Source organism: Pseudonocardia kunmingensis, assembly GCF_006716445.1.
Classification (GTDB): Bacteria; Actinomycetota; Actinomycetes; order Mycobacteriales; family Pseudonocardiaceae; genus Pseudonocardia; species Pseudonocardia kunmingensis.
In genome coordinates this window covers 347062-367436 of record NZ_VFPA01000002.1, presented here as the reverse complement: position 1 = coordinate 367436, position 20375 = coordinate 347062, and the positions used below count along the sequence as shown (strand labels likewise).

Sequence of the window (20375 nt, the reverse complement as noted above, 5' to 3'; positions counted from 1 at the left end):
ACGGAAATACGCCTGGAAGCGTATGCCGCTGCCCCACCCGGGCGAGGATGCTGCCCGGCACGACCACCACTCGAAGTCGACGGACGCCCAGACGCAGTCTCTACCCGGCCTCACCGCTCAGCTTGATCTTTAACCTCGGCAGGCGTCGGCGCTGCCTGTGAGGACCCTGGTTGATCATGGAAGCAGCCCTTGGTTGATCATGCTTCTGTCGAAGGAAGAAGATCAACACAAGGGCTGCGGTGGATAGTCTGCACGATCATGCTCAGGTCTCGGCGATTGGGGAGTTGTCGCGGTTCCGCCACGAGTTCTACGCCTCGCTGACCGCCCGAGCGGATGCGTTGTTCGAGCTGACCGACGCAGTGCTGTGCGCTGATGGGCCAGTCACCTCGCTGGTCGAGCTGACCCTGGTGGCCGAGCACCGGCGCGGGCACGGCGCGATGTACGACGCGCTGGGCCGGGGCCGGGTCGAGCCCGAGAGGCTGCGCCGGACGCTGGCGTCGTCACCGCTGCCCAGGACGGGGGATGGGCGGCGCGGTCGATGTCAGCCCGTGGCTGCGACCGGACGCTGCAACCAGCGCGCAGCGGCTGTTCTGCCACGTCTACGGTCGGGCGAAGAACACGGCGCAGCTCATCCCGGGCTGGCCGTACTCGTTCGTCGCCGCCCTCGAGACCGGCCGGACCTCGTGGACCGCGGTGCTGGACGCGGTCCGCCTCGGCCCGGCTGACGATGCGACCGCGGTGACCACCGCCCAGCTCCGCGCCGTGATCGATCGCCTGATCATGGCCGGGCAGTGGCGCCCCGGTGACCCGCAGATTCTGGTCGTGACCGACGCCGGCTACGACATCACCCGGCTCGCGTTCGTCCTGGCCGACCTCCCGGTCGAGCTGGTCGGGCGGATCCGCTCCGACCGGGTCCTGCGGCTGCCCAAGCCACCGCGGGTGCCCGGCACCAACGGACGCCCACCCAAGCACGGCCCGGAGATCGCCCTGGACAAGCCCGCGACCTGGCCCGAACCGCAGCACACGACGAGCACCGAGACCACTCGCTACGGCATCGTGGTTGCCACCAGCTGGGACCGGGCCACATCGGGGTCCAGCTGCTGCGCGAGATGACATCCGCCCGGGTCGTCGCGGTGGACAGCGGTGAGCTGGGGCGAGAGCTGGCGGCCAAGGTCGGCGCGGAGGTGGTCCTCGACGCGGACCACGCGATCGAGGGCGTCACCGACCTGACCGGTGGCGACGTGGTGATCGACTTCGTCGGCGAGCAGAACACCCCGGAGCAGGCCACCCGGATGCTGCGTCAGGGCGGCACCTACTTCGTGGTGGGCTACGGGGCGCAGCTGACGACGCCGACGGTCGAGCTGGTGTCCAAGGAGATCTCCGTCGTGGGCAACCTCGTGGGCAGCTACGCAGACCTCGACGACCTCATGAAGCTCGTGGCGCGCGGCCGGGTCACCTTGGAGACGCAGCGCTACCCGCTCGACCAGGCGCTGCGCGCGCTCGACGACCTCGCCGAAGGCCGCGTCCGGGGGCGGGCGGTCCTCACACCCTGACGTTCCACCGGGTCAACGGCCACATGCACCCACGACCCCTGCGCGACACGTGGAGCTACCTGCCCTCAGGGGCGTCGCGGCTCCGGACGTCCGGGAGGCACCGCCGTCGGCCGCGGCGGGCGTGTCCGCCGGGCGTCACGGCGCCGGCGGGGAGATCGGCTCGCAGATCCGCTTCATCAGTCGCAGGAAGACCTGCCGTTGGGGAGACGACAGCGGCCGGAGCAGCTCGTGCTGCACGTCGACGACCGCCGCGGCGTGACGCAGGAGCTGGTCGCGGCCCTCGGCGGACAAGGTCAGCAGGTTGCGGCGGCCGTCGGCCGAGTCGCGGATGCGCGCGACCAGCCCCCGGGTCTCCAGCCGAGCGATGACGTCGGCCCCCGTCGACTTGTCCAGCGACCCGCGCTCCCCCAACGTCCGCTGGTCGATCCGTGCCTCGTGGTGCAGCACGAGCAGCACGTTGTACTGCACCGACGTGAGGTCGGGCGACACCCGCTCCCCCCACAGCGTGGTGTGCACCTGTTGCGCGCGGCGGATCAGGTGTCCGGGAGCCGTGTGCAACCGGACGGCCGGCAGCCGCAACGGCCAGCCCTGCACGACGGCGTTGTGCTCGGTCGCGGCGCTGGGGCTGGGTGGATCACCGCGGTAGGCGACCAGGCGGAGCACCCCCAGGAGGGTCTCGCCGTCGTCGAAGGACAGTGGCTGCAGGAGCCGCTCCTGGATGCCGACGACCGCCGGTGCGCCCGCCAGCAGGGCCGCCCTCCCCTGCTCGGTCAGCCTCACCAGCTTGCGCCTGCCGTCCTCGACGTCGCGCTCGCGGTCCAGCAGGCCCCGCCGGGCGAGCCGGAGCAACACGTCGGCCGCGGTGGACTTGTCGAGCGACATGAGCTCGCCGACGGTGCGCTGGTCGATGCCCGGTTGCTGCCCGACGACGAGCAGGATCCCGTACTGCACCGACGTCAGGTTCACCGGCACGTGCTGCTGCCACAGGCTGCCGTGCACCTGCTGGGCGCAGCGGATGAGGTGCCCGGGCGCGCTGTCCAGGACCGGCAGGCCCTCGGGGTCGGGCGACTCCGGCACGAGCTCCGGGGCCGGGACCGGGCTCCTAGTCACGCCGCGCCGCCCGGCGTCAGAGCCACGTCGCCAGCGCCTCCCCCCGCAGCAGCGGGAACCGGTCGCACATCATGGGCCCGACGGTACGTGGTCCTCCCGGTCTCACATCGCCTCGGGCGCTCGCCCGGGCGGCCCGCTTGCCGCCGCGCCGCCGCCGCGCTTGGCCTGCTGGACGAGCCGGTAGACGTGGCCCCGAAGCTCGGCGAAGCGGGGCAGCGAGCGGATGGTGAGCTGGTCGCGCTCGGCCGGCAGGTCGATGACGACGTCCTCGAGAACGACGGTGGGCGAGGCGGACAGCACCAGCACCCGCTGGCCGAGGTAGACGGCCTCGTCGATGTCGTGGGTGACGAACAGGACGGTGACGCCGAGCCGCTTCCAGAGCGCGCGCACGAGGTCCTCCAGATCGGCGCGCGTCTGCGCGTCGACGGCGGCGAAGGGCTCGTCCATGAGCAGCACCTGCGGTTCGTAGGCCAGCGCACGGGCGATGGCCACCCGCTGCTGCATGCCGCCGGAGAGCTGCCAGGGGTGCGCGGTGTGCACGTCGGCGAGGCCGACGGCCTCGAGCGCCTCCTCCACGAGGCGCCGGCGTTCGGCGCGCGGGACCTTCTTCTCCTTCAGCGGCAGCTCGACGTTCTGGCGCACGGTCATCCACGGGAACAGGCTGCGGCCGTACTCCTGGAACACCACCGCCATCCCCCGCGGCGGGCCCGTCACCTGCTCGCCCTGCAGCACGACCTCACCGGAGGTCGGTTCCAGCAGGCCGGAGATGCAGCGCAGCAACGTGGTCTTGCCTGCTCCGGACGGGCCGACGATGCAGACGAGCTCGCCGACGGCGACGCCGAACGTCAGGTCCCGCAGCGCCTCGACGCTGCGGCCGCGGCCGTCGTACACCTTGCGGACGCCGCGCACGTCCAGCAGCGGCGGATGCCCGGACCCGGGAACGGGGGTCGCGGCGCGGACGTCGGCGGGTGTGGACATCTCAGCCCTCTCCTCGCTGGGACCGGCGCAGGCCTGTGTACCAGGCCAGAGCCCGAGACTCGGCGATACGGAACATCAGCGACAGCGCCACTCCGATGAGGCCGAGCAGGATGATCCCGCTCCACATCTCCGGAATGGCGAAGCCGCGCTGGAACTGGATGATGGTGAACCCCAGGCCGTTGCTGGCGGCGAACATCTCGCTGATCACCATCAGGATGATCCCGATGGACAGCGCCTGGCGGGCCCCGGCGGCGATCTGCGGGCTGGCGCCACGCAGCACGAGGTGCACGAGCCGCGAGCGCCTGCGCATCCGGAAGCACCGGGCGGTGTCGTCCAGCACCTCGTCGAGCGACCGCACGCCCTCGACCGTGTTGAGCAGAACCGGCCACACGCAGCCGGAGACGATGACCAGGATCTTGCTGCCGTTCCCGATCCCGGCGAAGAGCGTGATGATCGGGACCAGTACCGGTGGCGGGACGGCGCGGAAGAACTCCAGGACCGGTTCCAGGACGGCGCGCAGCGCACGTGAGGAGCCGACGGCGACTCCCAGGGCGATGCCCAGGACCAGGGCCAGGACGTACCCGACGAGCAGCCTGCCGATGCTGGGCAGGACCTCGGAGGTCAGCCGCCCGGTCAGCCAGGTGTCGCCGAACACGCCCAGGATGGTCTGCAGCGGAGGCCAGTAGAAGCTCTCGCTGCCAGCCGTCGCCACCCACCACGCGCTCACCAGCACGACCGGGAGCCCGGCGACGAGCAGGAGCCTGCGCAGCAGCGACGAGGCGCTCCGGGGCGCGGCGACGGTATTCATCGAGGGAGCTCCCCGCGGATCGAGGGGTGCCAGTGCAGCACCCGGCGTTCGGCGGTCCGGGCCACCAGGTTGACGGCGACGCCGATCAGCCCCGTGACGATGACCAGCGCGTAGAGCGCGGCCACCGCGCCGGAGGACTGCGCGACCGCGATCCGCTGCCCCAGCCCGGGACTGCCGATGATCAGCTCGCCGGTGATCTCCAGGACCAGGGCGACGGCGGCGGCCAGCCGGAAGCCCGTCACGACGTAGGGCAGCGCGGTGGGCCAGATGACGGTGCGCACCTGGGCCCACGTCGAGAAGCGGTACGACCGAGCGGTCTCGCGGGCCACCGGGTCGACGTCCTGGATGCCGTAGAGGACCTGCACGAGGACCTGCCAGAAGCACGCGTAGACCACCAGCAGGAGCGTGGCACGGGGCTCGGCGCCGTAGATCAGAACGGCCAGCGGGATGAGCGCCACCGAGGGGATGGGGCGCAGGAACTCGATCGTCGAGCTGGTCGCCGCGCGCAGGACCGGGACGCTGCCGATGACCATGCCGAGGCCCACGCCGCCGGCCATCGCGATGGCCAGGCCGAGCGCCGCCCCCAGCATCGTGGCACCCAGCGCATCCCAGAACTCGCCAGTGCCGAGCTGGTCCACCAGGGCCAGCGCCATCGCGCTGAACGGGGGCAGGAATCCGGGGTCGACCAGACCGGTGCGCGGGATCAGTTCGAGGAGCCCCACCAGGCTGGCCAGCCCCAGCACACCCAGCCGGCCCGTGCGCGGCGGGCCCGACCGGCGCCGGCCGTCCGCCCCGGCCCCGGTGACGGGCACGGCGGTTGCTGTCGTCATGGGCCTGCGCCTCCAGGTGTGGTGCGTGCGGGCGACTGCCACTCAGCCGAGCAGGGCCTGAAGGTCCGGCCGTGTCGTCACCAGGCCGTCGCGCTCGGCGAGCTCGGCCAGCACCTCGATGGCCGTCCTGTTGATCTCAGGTGTCCACTTCGGGAGCACCAGCTCCGCCGCCAGCTCGGCCGGGATGTCGAGGTAGGTGGGGATGATCGCGCGCACCGCGTCGGGGTTGTCCCGCGCGTAGCTCAGGGACTTGTCGATCGCCGTCGTGAACCGCGCGACCAGTTCGGGGTTCTCCTGGGCGAACTTCCGGGTCGTGAAGTAGGTCGACACCATCAGCTCCGGGGTGGTGTCGGTGAACGGCGAGGCCAGGATCCGGTGACCGTCGGCCTTCGCCATCGCGAGGAACGGCTCGACCTGCCAGATGGCGTCGACGTCGCCGGCCGCGAGCGCCGCGTTCATGTTGGGGAACGGCATCTCGACGAACTCCACCGCGCCGGCGTCGCCGCCCGCGGCACGCACGGAGGCCCGCACGGTGGTGTCCCCGATGTTCTGCAGGGTGTTGACGGCGACCTTCTTGCCGACGAGGTCGGCGGCCGACCGCATCGGGCTGTCGCCGGTCACCATGACCTCGACGTAATCCGCGCCGGGCGTGCCGGTGCCGTACACACCGCTCGCCACGACCTTGAGCGGCAGGCCCTTGGACGCGCCCAGCAGCGTCGAGGTGTTGTTGCCGAAACCGAAATCGAGGCTGCCGCTGGCGACCCCGGGCACGATGGCGGCGCCGCCCTGCCCGGAGCTCAACTCGAGGCCGATCCCCTCCTGCTCGAAGAAGCCCTGCTGGATCCCGAGGTACACCGGGGCGACGTCGACGATCGGGATGAGGCCGAGGGTGACGGTCTCGGTGCCTCCGGCCGCGCCTGCGTCCTCGCCACCGCACCCGGCGAGCAGGACGGCGAGCAGCGCACCGATCCCCACCAGGCCGCGCCGGTGCCGTCGAGCGGTCGTTCCACGCAGTGTTGGCACGTTGTGCTCCTGTCGATCAGCCGGGGCACTCACCCGGGCCTGGCCCGGTGTCGTCCAGGGATGCGGCGGCACCGCGTCCGCGATCGGCCTGCCGCGCGGCCGGGTGCGGGGACGCCGCGCCGCGGAGGACCCGGACGCGCTCCCATGTGGGCGCGTCCTTCCGTGTACGGACGATGGGACCATAGTTGCACCCCCGCCCCGGGTCAAGGAGTTCGACACGCAGCCGGCTGCGCCTCCTCCCCGGGGGCACCGGGGCCCGGGTAGGCGTAGATCCAGTCGGTGTCGCGGAAGTCGTCGTGCGCGCGCTGCCGTAGCAGGGCGCTGCGCATGCTGGCCCCCACGCCGCCGATGTGCAGCACGTCGCCGAAGAGCCGGGCAGTGGTCTGCACGCGGCCCGTGCGGGGCGCCCGCTGCGCCGCGTAGGCCGAGAAGGCCGGGGCCACCTCACCGCCGTGGGCGTGCACGCTGTCGGCCAGCACGACCGCGTCCTCGAGCGCCTGACAGGCGCCCTGGGCGATGTACTGGAGCATCGGATGAGCGGCGTCCCCGAGCAGCGTGACGTGGTTGTCGGTCCAGCCCTCCAGCGGCGGCCGGTCGAACATCGGCCACCGCCGCGACCGGTCGATCATCGCGATCCCGCCGGCGACCTCGGGGCACACATCGGCGAACGCCGCCTCGAGCTCCTCCTCGGTGCCCCATACCGGAAGGCCCGCCGCGTGCGCGGGACTACGGAAGACCGCGACCTGGTTGCACAGCTCGCCCCGGCGGACGGGGTACTGCACCAGGTGCAGCCCCGGCCCCGCCCAGATCACCATGTCGTCCAGCCGGTCCAGGCCGGCTTTCGCCTGCATGTCCGCCATCGGGACCGTGCCGCGGTAGGCGACGTAGCCGGAACAGACCGGTTCCGCGTCGCCCACCAGGCGTTCGCGCACGACCGACCGGAGACCGTCGGCCCCGATCAGGGCGCCGCACTCGTAGACGGTCCCGTCCGCGCAGCTCACGCGCGCTCCCCGGGGCAGCTTCTCGACGTCCACGACCTCCTTGGAGGACTCCAAAGTGACGTGCTCGGACGCCTTGCACGCGTCGAAGAGGGCCTGCAGCAGATCGGCCCGGTGCGTCACGAAGTAGCGGTGGCCGTACCGCTGGGCGAACGCCTCGCCCGTCTCCAGCGCGGTGATCTGCTCGCCGGACAGGGCGTCCATGAGCACGAGACGCCTCGGGAAGAACGCGTCCGCGGTGACCTGCTCCAGCACTCCGAGTCGTTCGAGCATGCGCGAGGCGTTGGGGGCCAGCTGGAGGCCTGCGCCGATCTCACCGAACGCCTCCGCGCGCTCCAGGACGTGCACCCGGTAGCCGTGCCGGGACAGCGCCAGCGCGGCGGCGAGACCACCGATGCCGCCCCCGGCGACCAGGAACGGCGCCTTCACGAGATCAGTCATCGGCATCGAGGCCTTTCGGGGACGCCCCGTCCATCAACGCCCGGATGGGCGGCGGCGGGGAAACTGCTCCGTATACTGACTATCTGAGCTTAGAAGCTCCTCCGAAGTACGGTCAAGAGCAGGCCCGTCCCGCTCACCGACCTACCGGTTCAGACCCCCTCCACGAAGTCGGCGATGACGATGGAGTCGACGTCGACGGCCGTCGGATCGATCTGGCCGAGCTCGCCGCCGGCTCGGATCACCTCGTCGACCGCGGCCCTGTCGATGGCCAGGTCGAGTCCGTCGGCCGCCTGCCGCAGCACCGAACGCGCGACCTCGAGGGAGATCCCGCCTCGGCGCGCATATGCGGGTGCAGCCGTCTCTAGATCGCCGGAGATGGTGTCGATCGCCCGCTGCTGCGCGCGCAGGAACGCCGCGATGGTGTCGGGATGGTCGTCGATGAACGACTGGGTGGCCCAGTGCGTAGTATCGGTCCAGCTCGTGACGTAGTCACTGGTGTCGAACAGCTGCCGCGCCTTGCCCTCGCTGATGAGGACCTCCGAGGTCGGAGGGAACGACCAGGCGACGTCCGCCAGCCCCTGGGTCGTCGCGGTCCAGGCCTCCGTCGTGCCTCCGACGTGCAGGATCTCGACGTCCTGACCCGGCGTCAGTCCGACCTCGCGGGCGATCCTGGTCGCGAAGTAGGTGGTGATCGAGCCGGGCTGGCTCGCGGCGATCCGCTTGCCCCGCAGCTGCTCGATCGAGTGCAGCTCGGAGTCCGCCGGCACCAGGAACACGGCACGGGCTCGGTTGTCGCACCCGGCGATGAGCCGCAGGTCCCGCTGCCCCTTCTGATGTGCGGTGAAGGCGGGCAGCGTGGCCGGCATGCCCAAACCCATCGTGCTCACACCGCGGACGGTGTCGGTTCCGCCGGGAAAGCTGACGAGGTCCAGCTCCAGCCCCTCGTCCCGGTAGTACCCGAGCTCCGCGGCCACCAGGAACGGGACAGCGGAGATGTTGGTCTCCATGTGGGTGACCGCCACCTCCCCCTGGTGCGACGAGCCGGCGCCGCCCCCGCCCGACCCGCCGCACGCGCTCGCCGCGCCGAGGAGGACCACCCCGCCGACGCCCCACCCGAACGCTGCCAGGACCTGCCGTCGGTTGACGGTCGTGTCGTGCGGACGCATCTCCGGCTCCTTTGCCTCTGCCCTGCTCGTCGTCGGGGGGTGGGGTCCTGGTCAGACCACGACCTCGCCGTGGCACTCCTTGGCGAAGAGGTCCCGCGGCTCCCACGAGCGCTGCGCGAGCCCCTGCTCGTGCGAGTACCGGAGGAAGGCACTCAGCGTGTGCTCGTTGTCCCGGATCCCGTAGGGCCAGTAGTCCTCGCCCATCACCTCGCGGGTCCGGCGGACCTCCTCGGCCAGCCACGGCAGCATGTAGCGCAGCGCGGCGGTCTCGTCCATGTCCGCGGCGGCCAGCACCTTGGCCTCCCCGAACGCCTTCATCAGCGACCGTGCGAGCCACGGGTGCGCCCGGTAGAGCTCCCGGCGCAGCGCGAGGACGTGCATGATCGGGAAGATCCTGGTCTTGCGGAAGTACTCGGCCTCGGCCTCGTGCGGGCGGGGGAACAGGTGGCGCACCTCGGGCGAGCCCTCGGCGAAGGGCCTGGGGGTGCGCGCGCTGTAGAGCGCGTCGATCTCCCCGGTCACCAGCATGTCGGCCAGCGTCCGGTCCTCCGGGATGGCCGCGATCTCGACGCCCGGCGGCGGGTTCACCGCGACCTTCTCGTGCCGGCCCGGCGCGTGCAGTCCGCCGGTCCGGTAGCGCACGCCGTCGACCGGCACCCCGTGGTGCTCGGCGAGGAGCCCCCTGATCCACACGGCTGCGGTGATCTGGTACTCCGGCACCCCGACCACCCGGCCGACGAGGTCATCGGGCGCCTCGATCCCCGAACGCGCGTTGACGTAGATGCCGCTGTGCCGGAAGACCCGGGAGGGGAACACCGGAATGGCGACGAACGGGCTGGTCTCCGAATCGTCCCCCAGCATCATCACGTAGGTCGACAGCGACATCTCGGCGACGTCGAACTCCCGGTAGGACACCATCCGGAAGAACGTCTCCTCGACCGGCAGGGTGAGGTAGTTGAGGGCGACGCCCTCGGCCCGGACCTCTCCGGTGCGCAGGGCCAGCGTCCGATCGTAATCCCCGCAGGCGACGGTGACCGGAAGGAGCGTGCTCATGAAATGATTCGTATACGGACCATATTGGGAAGCTAGCAATGCCATCGAAACCTCACAAGGCCTGTTCAATCCCTGATCGACCGGCTAGAGCGAAACGAACACGAGGGGTATGCGGAGGACTGACGGATCCCAGATCTGGGTCAGCCCGGCGACCGGGCGATCGCCGCGGCGGTGCTGCTGCCGTAGCCCCGCTCCACCCGCACGTCGACGACGGCGGTCCGGCCGCCGCGGACGTGTTCGAGCCCGGCGGTGATGGCGGCGGAGAGCTCCTCGGGCGTGCGCACCGGGCCGATGCCCTCCAGGCCCTGCCCGCGGGCCAGCGCGGCCAGGTCCGGTTCCGGGCCTTCCATCCGCATCCCGATGTGGGCGTTCTCCACGGGTCGACTGCGGATCCGCGCCATCCGGTCCTGGTGCAGCTCGTCGTTGAAGAAGGAGCTGTTGTTCGCCACGACGACGAGCAGCGGCAGCTCGTACCGCGCTGCCGTCCACAGTGCCGTCAGCCCCATCAGGTAGTCGCCGTCCCCGAGGACGGCGAGCGGGATGCGCCCCGTGCCCTTCAACGCCAGCGCCGCACCGACGGCGATGCCGGGGCCAGAGCCGATGCCGCCCCCGCCGTCCGATCCCAGGTAGTCCAGCGGTGAGCGGACTGGCCAGTGCGAGGCGTCCCAGGCGAACGGGGTCCGGACCAGCGTCACGGCGTCGGCCGCGGTGGCCGCGCGCAGCCGGGTGGCCAGGTGCCCGACGGTCAGCTTGCCGGTCGGCCCGGTGGCGGGTGGTTCCGCGGCATCCTCGGCGGTGCCGGTGATGGCGGAGCGGCTGGCCGGCGTGGCCGCACCGTCCGGTAGCCGTTCCAGCAACGCCGCGACGGCGGTGTCCGGGCGGCTGTGCAGGAACACGTCGACCGCCGGCAGGACGTGGTCGTTCTTGGTCCAGCCGTTGAACAGCTGATGGTCCGAGCTCGCGGAGATGATTCGGGCGTTCGGCTCCTCCCCCTTGTTGGCCAGCCGGAGGGTGCCGCCGAGGTCCACCCAGTCGAGGCTGAGCACGACGTCGGCGGATCGGAGCAGCTCGAGGTTCTCCGGGGAGACGAACAACCCCGGTGTACCGGTGTGCAACGGGTGGTCCGTCGGGAAGGCGGCGGCGACCTTGAGGTCGGTGACGACCGCCGCGCCGATGCGCTCCGCGAGCTCCACCCGCCGGTCCCACTCGGCACCGTCGCGGCTCACCCGGCCGGCCAGGATGACGGGCCGGGCCGCCCCGGCCAGCAGGTCCACCGCAGCCGCGATCGACTCGGAGGCCGGCTGGGAGTCGGCGATCGCGGCGTACCGGGCGGCGTCGCCGGCCAGGTCCTCGGTGAACGGCTGCTCCTGCACCGCCGCGTCGAAGCACACGTACACCGGAGCCGCCGGGTGCGTGCGGGTGAGCTGGTTGCCCCGCCGTACCGACGCCACGGACGCGCGGACCGACGCCGGCTGGTCGTCCCACTTGACGTAGGGCCTGACCAGCGCGGCCTGGTCGGCCGCGGTGTGGATCCAGTCGATCCAGGGCCTGCGGCGATCCGCGTCGACCGGTCCGGTGGCCCCCAGCACCAGCATCGGCACCCGGTCGCAGTAGGCGTTGAAGATCGCCATCGTCGCGTGCATGAGGCCGACGTTGCTGTGCACCGCGGCGGCCATCGGGCTGTCGGTGACCTTGGCGTAGCCGTGGGCGATGCCGATGGAGTGTTCCTCGTGCAGGCAGAGCAGCATCTGCGGGTCGGCGTTGCCGAGGTGGTTCACCAGGCTGTCGTGCAGCCCGCGGTAACTGGCGCCGGGGTTGAGCGCGATGTACGGAACGCCGGTGGCGCGCAGCGCCCCCGCGATGGCGTCGCTCCCCCACTCACACGGCACCTCGCCCGGCAGTTCGACCTTCTCGTCGTCGTGCATCCCGGTCCTTCCGCAGCCTGGAGCCGTCAGAGCATGACGTTGACGGCCTTGACGGTGGTATAGCCGAGCAGTTCCTCGATGCTCTCCTCGCGGCCGATTCCCGAGCCCTTCACGCCCCCGAACGGCACCCCGGGGAAGTGCCGGGACGTGCCGTTGATCCACACATAGCCGACCCCCAGCTCCTGGGCCATGCGGTGGGCCCGGCGCACGTCGTCGGTCCAGACGGCGGCCGTCAGCCCGTAGTCCACGCTGTTCGCCATCGCCACGACGTCGCTCTCGTCCTTCCAGCGGATCACCGAGAGCACGGGGCCGAAGACCTCCTCGCGGGCGATGCGGGAGTCTGCCGCCACCGACCCGAGCACGGTGGGCGCGACGAACAGTCCCCGCTCGATCCCGGGCGGCGGGCCGCCGCCCGCGAGCACCTCGGCGCCCTCCGCCCTGGCCATGGCGATGTGGCCGAGGATCCGGTCGTAGTGCTGCCGCGAGATGACGGTCCCCTGCTCGCTCGTCGGGTCCAGCGGCGAGGCGATCCGGCGGCCCTGCAGGAGACGGACCACCTCAGCGACGACCTCGTCCGCGAGCGACTCGTGCACCAGGAGCCGGGACGTGGACCCGCACGACTGGCCGGACCAGGTGAAGTTCATGCCATCGACGGCACCGCGGGCGACCAGGAGCGGGTCGGTGTCGGGGCACGCGATCAGCGCGTTCTTGCCGCCGAGCTCGAGCGTCACCTCCTTGACGCCGGCGTCGGCGGCGTCGCGCTGGATCGCCCGTCCGGTCGGCTCGCTGCCGATGAAGCCGATGCGGCGCACCGCGGGGTGGCGCACGATTGCGCGGGGCACGGCCGGCCCGTCGCCGACCAGGATCGACAGCACGCCGGGCGGCAGGATCTCGGCGGCGAGCTCGCCGAGCAGGAGCGCGGACAGCGGGGCGACCTCCGGCGGCTTGAGCACGGTGGCGTTGCCGGCCACGAGCGGTGTGGCGATCTTGCTGGCCGCGAACATGAACGGGTGGTTGAACGGGACGATCCGCGCGGCCACCCCGTAGGGCTCGCGCACGGTGTAGTGCAGGTTCTCGCTGGCCGGGATCGTGGTGCCCTTGAGCTCCAGGGCGAGGCCGGCGAACATCCGCAGCGAGCCGACCGCCACCCGCACGTCCGAGGACATCTCTCGCACGGGCGCCCCGCCGTCGATCGCGTCCAGCACGGCGAAGTCCTGGGCCCGCTCCTCGATCGCGTCCGCGAGCTGCTCGACGAGGCGGGCGCGTTCGCGCACCGGGGTCCGGCGCCAGCCCGCCGCGGCCTCGCGGGCGGCGTCCACCGCCGCGACCACGTCCTGCTCGTCGGCGTCGGGCACCTCGGCGATGACGTCCTCGGTCCACGGGCTGGAGTCGGCGTACGTCCGGCCGGATCGCGCCGCGACGAGACGGCCGGCCGCCAGCAGCCGCCATCGCCGGTCGAGCAACGCCTCGGCACGGGCGGTGTTCTCCGCCTCCGTCGGTTCGCTGGCCGTGATCGGGGCGCCGGTCATCACGTTCCTCCTTCTCGGCGTGGATCCGGGGTCTGCGCGGTGCACGGCTCAGATGCCGGTGATGGGGAACTGCCCGGCCCGCGCACGCCGGACGAGGTAGTCGTAGCCCGCGGCCAGGAAGGCGGGGGTCACCACCGTCTCGCGCTTGGCGCGGGCCTCCTCCTCGCAGGTCCACACCGCGGGGCCGCCAGCCTGGATGGCCTGCAGCTGGGTGTGGCAGGCCCGGTTCAGCAGCACCGCGCGCATCACGGCCGCCGCGGCGTTCTCACCGACGGTGACCAGACCGTGGCCCGGGATCAGCACGCCGGCCGCGTCGCCGAGCGCCTCGGCGAGGGCGGCGCCGAGCTTGGCGTCGGTGATCAGGTTGCTGGTCAGGGTGAACCGGGGCACGTCGGGATCGAGGAAGGAGACCGCGTCGTGCGACACGGCGCGCAGCGGCACGTCCAACGAGGCGAACGCGACCGCCCCTGTGGCGTGCGAGTGCACGACCGCGCCCACGTCCGGGCGGGCCGCCATGATCTCGGTGTGGATCGGGTACTCGAAGTGCCGGTTGCCCTCGCCCGCCAGCACGTCGCCGTCCGGCGAGACGAGCAGGACCCGCTCGTCGGTGACCTCCTCGAAGGCCCACCCGGCCGCCTTCATCCACACGCCGCGCCCCTCGGGATCGCGCACGGTGGCGTGTCCCCACACCATGTCCGCGTGGCCCGCCACTGCCAGGGCCTGGTTCGCCTCGGCGGCCTGTCGGGCGGGAGATTCGTGCTCAGCCATGTGATGAGTTCTCCTGTCGAGCGGCTCGGGTACGGGGATCAGCCTCGGCGCAGCCGGCCCTCCGCCCACCACAGCAGCATGTTGCCGAGGAAGGCGGCGAGCATGACCAGCAGGACGATCGCGTACATGCGCGGCAGATCCAGCACCGCAAAGGCTTGGGAGATCATCAGCCCGAGGCCGGCCTTGGCCGCGAACAGCTCGGCGATGATCGCTGCGATGAAGGCGATGCTGAAGCCGATCCGGATGCCGACCATGATGCTCGGCGCCGCCTCCGGAATGACGATCTTGGTGGCCAGCTGCAGCCTGCTCGCGTTCAGCGAGCGGCCCAGCTTGAGCAGCGAGCCGCTCACGGCGCGGACGGCCGCCGCGGTCGACATCAGGACGGGAAAGAACGCCGAGATGGCGACCATCGTCATCTCGGCCTCGAGGCCCACCCCGAAGACGGCCAGCAGGATCGGGTACAGGATCACCCGGGGAACGGCGAAGGTGCCGGCCACCAGTGGCTCGAAGATCGCCGTCAGCGTCCTGCTGCGTCCCATGAGGTAACCGAGCGGAAAGGCCAGGACGGTGCCGAGCACGAACCCGCTGAGCACCGCGCTTCCGGTTGCCGCCAGGCCTGGGTAGATCCAGCCCTCGGCGAAGCCGCCGTAGAGCCGGCCGAGGGTGTCGGTGGGTGACGGGACGAGCTCGCTGAACGGGTCGAGCGCGTACCAGCAGGCGAGGGCGGCGACGGGAACCGCCGCCCTGGCCACCGATAGACGCCAGGCCGAGCGGGATGCGGTGGGGCGGGGTGCCGGCGGCGCGGCGATGCCGGTCTCGGTGGTGGTCACGATGTCAGCCCATGTCCTTCCGGACGCGGCGTTCGATGCTGTTGAGCAGGACGTTCGCGGCCACCGCGATGACGAGCACCACGAGGATGTAGGCGTACATGTCCTGCATGTCGAAGGCCCGGTACGTGTAGCCGATCCGGAAGCCCAACCCCTCGGACGCCAGGATGAACTCCATCGCGATGACGCCGATCATCGCGTAGATGAACCCGAGCACCAGACCGGGCACGATCAGCGGCGTGGCCGCGGGCGCGAGCACCTTGAGGTAGAGCTGCCTGCGGCTGCAGTTCAGGGACCGGGCCAGCTTGGGCAGCGTGGGCGAGATGGAGTTGAGCCCGACCATCGTGTTGAGCGCCACCGGGATCAGCGCCATCGTGGTGGCGATCGCGATGATCGGTGCAGGCCCGAGACCCAGAACGGCGAGCAGGATCGGGTAGAACACCAGCGTCGGCATCGAGTACAGGCTGACGAGGTAGGGCTCGAAGGTGGCGCCCACGAACGGGAGCCGCCAGAACAGGATGCCGATCAGCAGGCCGCCAGTGGCACCGATCCCGAAGGCCGCCAGCACCGCGGCCACCGTCGTGGCCAGGTCCCCGATGAACTCGTCACCGCGGACCACCTCGACCAGTCGCAGGAGCATCGCGGACGGCGCGGGCATGATCAGCGGCTCGATGAGTCCGGTCCGGGCGCAGAGTTCGAGCACCGCGACCGCACCGAGCACGATGCCCCACCGGGCGGTGGTGACGAACGAGGGCCGGTGGACCAGCGGGACACGGGGCGGGGCGAGCAGCGGCGCGCGGCTCATGCGGTGAGCTCGCCACTCGCGTCGAGCACCTTCTCGGACTCCGCACGGAGCAGCTCCCAGACCTGCGAGGTCAGCTCGTGGAAGCGCAGGCTGGTCAGAGTCTCGGGACCCCGCGGCCGGTCCAGGTCGACGACGATCTTCTCCATGATGTGCGAGGGGCGGGCCGACATGATCCACACCTCGTCGGAGAGGTAGACCGCCTCCTGGATGTCGTGGGTGACGAACAGGACGCTCTTGCGCGTCTCGTCCCACACCCGCAGCAGCTCGCGGCCGATGAACATCCGCGTCTGCTGGTCCAGGGCGCCGAACGGCTCGTCCATCAGCAGGATGCGCGGGTCCAGCAGCAGAGCACGGGCGATGGCGACGCGCTGCTTCATGCCCCCGGACAGCTCGCGCGGGTGCCGGTGCTCGAATCCCTTGAGCCCGACGAGGTTGATCATGTCGCGGGCGGCGGCCTCGCGCTCCTTCCGCCCGACGCCGGCGATCTCCAGTCCGAACGCGACATTGCTCAGCACCGTGCGCCAGTGCAGCGTGGAGTCCTCCTGGAACACCATCGCGGTGTCGCGCCGGGGCCCGGTCACCGGCTCGCCGTCGATGCTGACGCCGCCGCGCACGGGCGTGCGCAGCCCGCCGACCACGTCCAGCAACGTGCTCTTGCCGCACCCGCTGGGCCCGATCAACGAGACGAAACGGCCGTCCGCGATGTGTCCCTCGGCGCTGCGGACCGCCTCCACGCCCTCCCCGTCCTTCGTCGCGTAGACCACGCAGACGTCGTCGAGGCGGACGCCGAGGCCGACGCCATGGCCGTCGGCCTCCCGCAGTTGCTGTCCCGTGCTCTCACTGACCCGCACTGACGATCCCTGCCCTCGCTGTTGTCCGGTGTCCGACATGGCGGGCGCGACCCGCCGGGGTAGGCCTGTCTCAGAGAGCGGCGACGAAGTCGGTGACGATGAGCCGTTCCAGGTCCAGCGCCGCGGGGTCGAGCTGCCCCAGCTCGGAGCCCGCCCGGATGTTCTCCTCGATCCCCGGCATGTCGATCTCGAGGCTGAACGCCGATCCGGCCTGCTCGAGCGCGGCCCGCGCCAGGTCGTCCGCGATCCCGGCGCCACGCGCGTAGGCCGGCGCGGCCGCGTCCAGATCCGTGGTGATCGCCGTGATGGCGCGCTGCGCAGCGCGCAACCACGCCTGCAGGATGTCCGGCGAGTCGTCGATGACCGACTGCGTCGTCCAGTAGGTGTTGTCGGACCAGTTGGGCACGTGGTCCTTGCACTCGAAGAGCAGGCGCGCCTTGCCCTCGTCGATCAGTCGCTGCGAGATCGGCAACGCCGACCACGCCACGTCGGCGACCCCCTGTTGCGCCGCCGTCCAGGCGTCCGGCGGGCTCCCGACGTTGAGGATCTCGACAGTCTGACCGGGCACGAGACCCCGCTCGGTGACGATCCGGGTCGCGAAGTACGTCGTGATGGAGCCGGGCTGGCTGACCGCGATCCGCTTGCCCCGCAGGTCGTCGATGCTCCGGATCTCCGAATCGACGGGCACGAGGAAGTTGACCAGTGGCTCGCGGACGGCACCGCCGATGATCCGCAGATCGCGCTGCCCCTTCTGGAAGGCGATCAAGCCCGGCAATGTCGCCGGCATCCCGAAGGGGATGCCCGAGGCGATGCCGCGGATCGTGTCGGTCCCCCCGGGAAAGCTGACGAGATCCAGGTCGAGCCCCTCGTCCTGGAAGTAGCCGAGTCCGGCCGCGACGAGGACGGGAGCCGCATTGATGATCGATTCGAGGTGTGCGACCGCCGCCTCACCCCGGAAACCCACGCCACCGGGGCCCGCGGTGGAAGGCCCGCCACCGCAGGCACTCAGGCCTCCCAGAACGACTGCTCCGCCTGCGCCCCAGCCGAGCAGGCGCAGGAAGTCGCGGCGGCCGCAGTGCTTCGTCGCTGCGTACATGGGGGCGTTCCTCTCCGTGACGCGAAGCGAGCGTCCACGATGGACCGACATTGGTACGTATGCGGAGTGGTTGCGGCGGACGCTAGTGCGAGTTCCGAGGGAGGTCAAGAGTTCATATTGCCAGGCCAAGGCCTAGCTCCCCGCGATAGCTTCCGGTACGTTCAGGCTGCGTTTCGGTCCGTATCCGTCCTACTGCGACTCCGTAGAAAGCTTGCGGCCAGGACAGCCAGACGAGGTGAGATGAATGGTGACGACGCGATTCGCTGCCGATGACGACGGTGACCTGGACGCCCTGTACCAGGACGTCGCCGAGGCCGACCTGCAGCCGCTGTGGTTGTTGAAGGGGTTGTTGCCCGAGCAGCCCAGCGCGATGCGACCGCACGTGTGGCGCGCGAAGACGCTGCGACACCTGGCCGAGCGTGCCGGTGATCTCGTGGGTATCGACCGCGGCGGGGACCGGCGCGTGCTGGGCCTGGCCCACCCGGACCTGGGCGGGCTGCCGTTCGCCACGCGCACGTTGTGGGGCGCGGTGCAGTACCTCGGACCGGGTGAGCTCGCGCCGGCCCACCGGCACAGCCCGTCCGCGATCCGCTTCGTCCTCGAGGGCTCGGGCGTGTTCACGTTGGTCAACGGCGACCCGGTCCGGATGGAACCGGGCGATCTCGTGCTCACGCCGAGCTACGCCTGGCACGAGCACCACAATCCGGGCAACGAGCCGATGATCTGGTTCGACGGTCTGGACCTGCCGCTGATCGGCAACCTCGACGCGGTGTTCTTCGAGAACGGACCTGACGAGCTCACGCCCTACGACGAGGTCCCCGTCTCCCGCTCCGAGCAGCTCCACGGCACCGCGGGACTGCGGCCGCTGTACGTCGATTCGTCCCTCACCCAGCAGCCTGCCGAGCACCGGCACTCCCCGCTGATGACATACCGGTGGGTCGACACCGATCGGGCCCTCGACACGATGCTCGCGGCCACCGGAGGGCGCGCCGCCGCGCTGCGCTACGTCGATCCCCTGACCGGCCGGGACATGATGCCCACGCTGCGGGGCGAGATGCACCGCCTGCTGCCCGGGCACCGCACACCGACCACCCGCACCGTCGGCAGCGGGATCTGGGTCGTCCACCGCGGCACGGGCGCTTCGGTCATCAACGGTGTGCGGTACGAGTGGGGCGCAGGCGACATCCTCGTCGCGCCGTCCTGGGCGGCGGTCGACCACGAGGCGACGGACCGGGCCGACCTCTTCCTGCTCTCCGACGGCCCGGTCATCGAGGCCGTCGGGCTGGCCCGCACCGAGACCCTTGCCCACCCACAGACCGTGACCGACACCGTGTCGGCATAGCGAGGAGAGACCCCATGCGTCTGGCGACCTTCGGCGACGACCGGATCGGCGTCGTGCACGGTGACGCGGTGCGCGACGTCAGCACGCTGGTCGACGAGCGCGGCAGCGGCATCAGCCGGATGCGACGGCTGATCGAGGCATGGCCCGCCCTCGGTTCGACGGCCGTCTCCGATGCCGCGGACCGCTCGTCGCCCGCCCGGCTGGCCGATGTCGAGCTGCAGCCTCCGGTCCCCGACCCGACGAAGATCATTGCAGCCCCGGTGAACTACGCCGACCATCAGTCCGAGATGAATGTCGACGCGCATGTCAGCGCGCTCGGGTTCTTCCTGAAGGCGCCGTCCTCGCTGTTGCGACCGGGCGGAACGATCCAGCTGCCCTACGACGACCGCCGGTTCGACCAGGAGGGCGAGCTCGCGTGCATCATCGGCAGGCGGGCTCGCTCGGTCTCCCCGGCCGAGGCACTGGACCACGTCTTCGGCTACACGGGGCTGATGGACATCACGATGCGCGGCGGGGAGGACCGCTCCACCCGCAAGTCGTTCCAGACCTTCACGCCCTTGGGTCCGTGGATCGTCACGGCCGACGTCTTCGGGGCGCCGGGCGAGGTCGACCTCGAATGCTGGGTGAGCGGTGAACAGCGACAGAAGGCCAACACCCGTGACCTCATCTGGGACGTCGCGCAGCTGGTGTCCTATGCCTCGTCGGTCACGACCCTGCACCCTGGTGACGTGATCGCCACGGGTACGCCCGCCGGCGTCGGGCCGCTGGCGGCAGGCGACACCGTCGTGCTGAACCTGTCCGGGCTCGGGGGCAGGTTGGAGGTCGACGTTCGCGCGGACGCGGCCGGCCCGTCGCCCACCACCGGCAAGGATCGGGGCCCGGTGCCACCGCCCGCGCGGTGAGCCCTCCTCGGCCGGTCCGGTGCTGGCGTCGCCGACGAGAGAAGGACGAACCCGTTGCCGTGGCGGGCTGCGTAGCCGAAGACCGCCGCCTCCCGGCTCAGCGCGCCCGGCGGAGGGCGCGGCTGTCGAGCGACACGGGTGACGTGTCGGCCGTGACCTTTGCGCCGGGTGCTCGTTCCCACCAGAGGAACCGTCCGGGCTTCTGCCGCAGAAGAGGTGCTGATGCACCCGCCCAGCAAACACCGCAGGTCCGCATCGGGTGCACGATCACGGGGTCACCGACCCTGACGCTCGTGACCGCGTCCCCGACGGCCTCCACCCAGCCCGCGTTCTCGTGGCCCAGCGTGAACGGATCGCGGCGTCAGCCCGA

General features: G+C 71.2%; 19 protein-coding genes and 1 pseudogene. 4 read left to right on the top strand and 16 right to left on the bottom strand.

Features of this window, described 5'->3' with window-relative positions; genetic code table 11:
* Nucleotides 1-239: 239 nt before the first annotated feature.
* Both FB558_RS17565 and FB558_RS17560 read left to right on the top strand, forming a co-directional pair.
* A pseudogene (locus FB558_RS17565) lies at nt 240-1113 on the top strand (transposase).
* Entirely contained in the window at nt 1110-1553 is a 444-nt protein-coding gene (locus FB558_RS17560) for a zinc-binding dehydrogenase (RefSeq protein ID WP_142054832.1), read from the top strand. The pseudogene FB558_RS17565 and the gene FB558_RS17560 overlap by 4 nt, the downstream one beginning before the upstream one ends.
* A gap of 135 nt (nt 1554-1688) precedes the next feature.
* On the opposite strand, the gene FB558_RS17555 is transcribed toward FB558_RS17560, so the two are convergent.
* The 15 genes from FB558_RS17555 to FB558_RS17485 all read right to left on the bottom strand — a co-directional run bounded on the left by FB558_RS17555 (nt 1689) and on the right by FB558_RS17485 (nt 17761).
* The gene (locus FB558_RS17555; RefSeq protein WP_142054830.1) at nt 1689-2663 is read right to left on the bottom strand and encodes a MarR family winged helix-turn-helix transcriptional regulator; all 975 of its coding nucleotides are present in this window, start codon (nt 2661-2663) and stop codon (nt 1689-1691) included.
* 102 nt (nt 2664-2765) lie between these two features.
* Entirely contained in the window at nt 2766-3641 is an 876-nt protein-coding gene (locus FB558_RS17550; RefSeq protein WP_142054827.1) for an ABC transporter ATP-binding protein, read from the bottom strand.
* A 1-nt stretch (nt 3642) separates the two neighbouring features.
* Nucleotides 3643-4449 carry an ABC transporter permease gene (locus FB558_RS17545; protein WP_142054825.1) on the bottom strand — a complete coding sequence of 269 codons (807 nt, stop codon included), beginning with the start codon at nt 4447-4449 and terminating at the stop codon, nt 3643-3645.
* Complete coding sequence (locus FB558_RS17540; RefSeq protein ID WP_142054823.1) at nt 4446-5279, bottom strand: ABC transporter permease; 834 nt, start codon at nt 5277-5279, stop codon at nt 4446-4448. Before FB558_RS17540 ends, FB558_RS17545 begins: the two co-directional genes overlap by 4 nt.
* 42 nt (nt 5280-5321) lie before the next feature.
* Entirely contained in the window at nt 5322-6302 is a 981-nt protein-coding gene (locus FB558_RS17535; protein ID WP_246106584.1) for an ABC transporter substrate-binding protein, read from the bottom strand.
* Between the two features lie 203 nt (nt 6303-6505).
* Nucleotides 6506-7741, bottom strand: coding sequence for an FAD-dependent monooxygenase (locus FB558_RS17530; protein WP_142054821.1), 1236 nt, complete (start codon nt 7739-7741; stop codon nt 6506-6508).
* Nucleotides 7742-7890: 149 nt separating this feature from the next.
* Nucleotides 7891-8907, bottom strand: a complete 1017-nt coding sequence (locus FB558_RS17525; protein WP_142054819.1) for an ABC transporter substrate-binding protein — start codon at nt 8905-8907, stop codon at nt 7891-7893.
* Between the two features lie 51 nt (nt 8908-8958).
* Nucleotides 8959-9960: a substrate-binding domain-containing protein gene (locus tag FB558_RS17520; protein ID WP_142054817.1), complete on the bottom strand. Its 1002-nt coding sequence runs from the start codon at nt 9958-9960 to the stop codon at nt 8959-8961.
* Nucleotides 9961-10100: 140 nt separating this feature from the next.
* Nucleotides 10101-11885 carry a thiamine pyrophosphate-binding protein gene (locus FB558_RS17515; protein WP_142054815.1) on the bottom strand — a complete coding sequence of 595 codons (1785 nt, stop codon included), beginning with the start codon at nt 11883-11885 and terminating at the stop codon, nt 10101-10103.
* A 26-nt stretch (nt 11886-11911) separates the two neighbouring features.
* Nucleotides 11912-13414, bottom strand: coding sequence for an aldehyde dehydrogenase family protein (locus tag FB558_RS17510; RefSeq protein WP_142054813.1), 1503 nt, complete (start codon nt 13412-13414; stop codon nt 11912-11914).
* Between the two features lie 48 nt (nt 13415-13462).
* On the bottom strand, nt 13463-14182 hold the full coding sequence (locus FB558_RS17505; RefSeq protein WP_142054811.1) for a class II aldolase/adducin family protein: 720 nt from the start codon (nt 14180-14182) through the stop codon (nt 13463-13465).
* A gap of 38 nt (nt 14183-14220) precedes the next feature.
* On the bottom strand, nt 14221-15012 hold the full coding sequence (locus tag FB558_RS17500) for an ABC transporter permease (protein WP_142054809.1): 792 nt from the start codon (nt 15010-15012) through the stop codon (nt 14221-14223).
* Between the two features lie 4 nt (nt 15013-15016).
* Complete coding sequence (locus FB558_RS17495; protein WP_142054807.1) at nt 15017-15814, bottom strand: ABC transporter permease; 798 nt, start codon at nt 15812-15814, stop codon at nt 15017-15019.
* Nucleotides 15811-16665, bottom strand: coding sequence for an ABC transporter ATP-binding protein (locus tag FB558_RS17490; RefSeq protein WP_246106583.1), 855 nt, complete (start codon nt 16663-16665; stop codon nt 15811-15813). Before FB558_RS17490 ends, FB558_RS17495 begins: the two co-directional genes overlap by 4 nt.
* A gap of 70 nt (nt 16666-16735) precedes the next feature.
* Nucleotides 16736-17761: an ABC transporter substrate-binding protein gene (locus FB558_RS17485; RefSeq protein WP_142054803.1), complete on the bottom strand. Its 1026-nt coding sequence runs from the start codon at nt 17759-17761 to the stop codon at nt 16736-16738.
* Nucleotides 17762-18005: 244 nt separating this feature from the next.
* On the opposite strand from FB558_RS17485, the gene FB558_RS17480 reads away from it, so the two are divergent.
* Both FB558_RS17480 and FB558_RS17475 read left to right on the top strand, forming a co-directional pair.
* Entirely contained in the window at nt 18006-19103 is a 1098-nt protein-coding gene (locus FB558_RS17480; RefSeq protein WP_142054801.1) for a cupin domain-containing protein, read from the top strand.
* A 14-nt stretch (nt 19104-19117) separates the two neighbouring features.
* Entirely contained in the window at nt 19118-20005 is an 888-nt protein-coding gene (locus FB558_RS17475; protein WP_142054799.1) for a fumarylacetoacetate hydrolase family protein, read from the top strand.
* A gap of 97 nt (nt 20006-20102) precedes the next feature.
* Here FB558_RS17475 and FB558_RS45685 read toward each other — a convergent pair whose 3' ends face one another.
* Nucleotides 20103-20348, bottom strand: coding sequence for an alcohol dehydrogenase catalytic domain-containing protein (locus FB558_RS45685; RefSeq protein WP_142056525.1), 246 nt, complete (start codon nt 20346-20348; stop codon nt 20103-20105).
* Between the last annotated feature and the right edge of the window lie 27 nt (nt 20349-20375).

Excerpts from the sequence above, each read along its gene's own strand:
- FB558_RS17560 (WP_142054832.1), top strand. The coding sequence starts at position 1,110 with ATGACATCCGCCCGGGTCGTCGCGGTGGACAGCGGTGAGCTGGGGCGA.
- FB558_RS17550 (WP_142054827.1), bottom strand. The coding sequence starts at position 3,641 with ATGTCCACACCCGCCGACGTCCGCGCCGCGACCCCCGTTCCCGGGTCC.
- FB558_RS17545 (WP_142054825.1), bottom strand. The coding sequence starts at position 4,449 with ATGAATACCGTCGCCGCGCCCCGGAGCGCCTCGTCGCTGCTGCGCAGG.
- FB558_RS17540 (WP_142054823.1), bottom strand. The coding sequence starts at position 5,279 with ATGACGACAGCAACCGCCGTGCCCGTCACCGGGGCCGGGGCGGACGGC.
- FB558_RS17530 (WP_142054821.1), bottom strand. The coding sequence starts at position 7,741 with ATGACTGATCTCGTGAAGGCGCCGTTCCTGGTCGCCGGGGGCGGCATC.
- FB558_RS17525 (WP_142054819.1), bottom strand. The coding sequence starts at position 8,907 with ATGCGTCCGCACGACACGACCGTCAACCGACGGCAGGTCCTGGCAGCG.
- FB558_RS17520 (WP_142054817.1), bottom strand. The coding sequence starts at position 9,960 with ATGAGCACGCTCCTTCCGGTCACCGTCGCCTGCGGGGATTACGATCGG.
- FB558_RS17515 (WP_142054815.1), bottom strand. The coding sequence starts at position 11,885 with ATGCACGACGACGAGAAGGTCGAACTGCCGGGCGAGGTGCCGTGTGAG.
- FB558_RS17510 (WP_142054813.1), bottom strand. The coding sequence starts at position 13,414 with ATGACCGGCGCCCCGATCACGGCCAGCGAACCGACGGAGGCGGAGAAC.
- FB558_RS17505 (WP_142054811.1), bottom strand. The coding sequence starts at position 14,182 with ATGGCTGAGCACGAATCTCCCGCCCGACAGGCCGCCGAGGCGAACCAG.
- FB558_RS17495 (WP_142054807.1), bottom strand. The coding sequence starts at position 15,814 with ATGAGCCGCGCGCCGCTGCTCGCCCCGCCCCGTGTCCCGCTGGTCCAC.
- FB558_RS17485 (WP_142054803.1), bottom strand. The coding sequence starts at position 17,761 with ATGTACGCAGCGACGAAGCACTGCGGCCGCCGCGACTTCCTGCGCCTG.
- FB558_RS17480 (WP_142054801.1), top strand. The coding sequence starts at position 18,006 with ATGGTGACGACGCGATTCGCTGCCGATGACGACGGTGACCTGGACGCC.
- FB558_RS17475 (WP_142054799.1), top strand. The coding sequence starts at position 19,118 with ATGCGTCTGGCGACCTTCGGCGACGACCGGATCGGCGTCGTGCACGGT.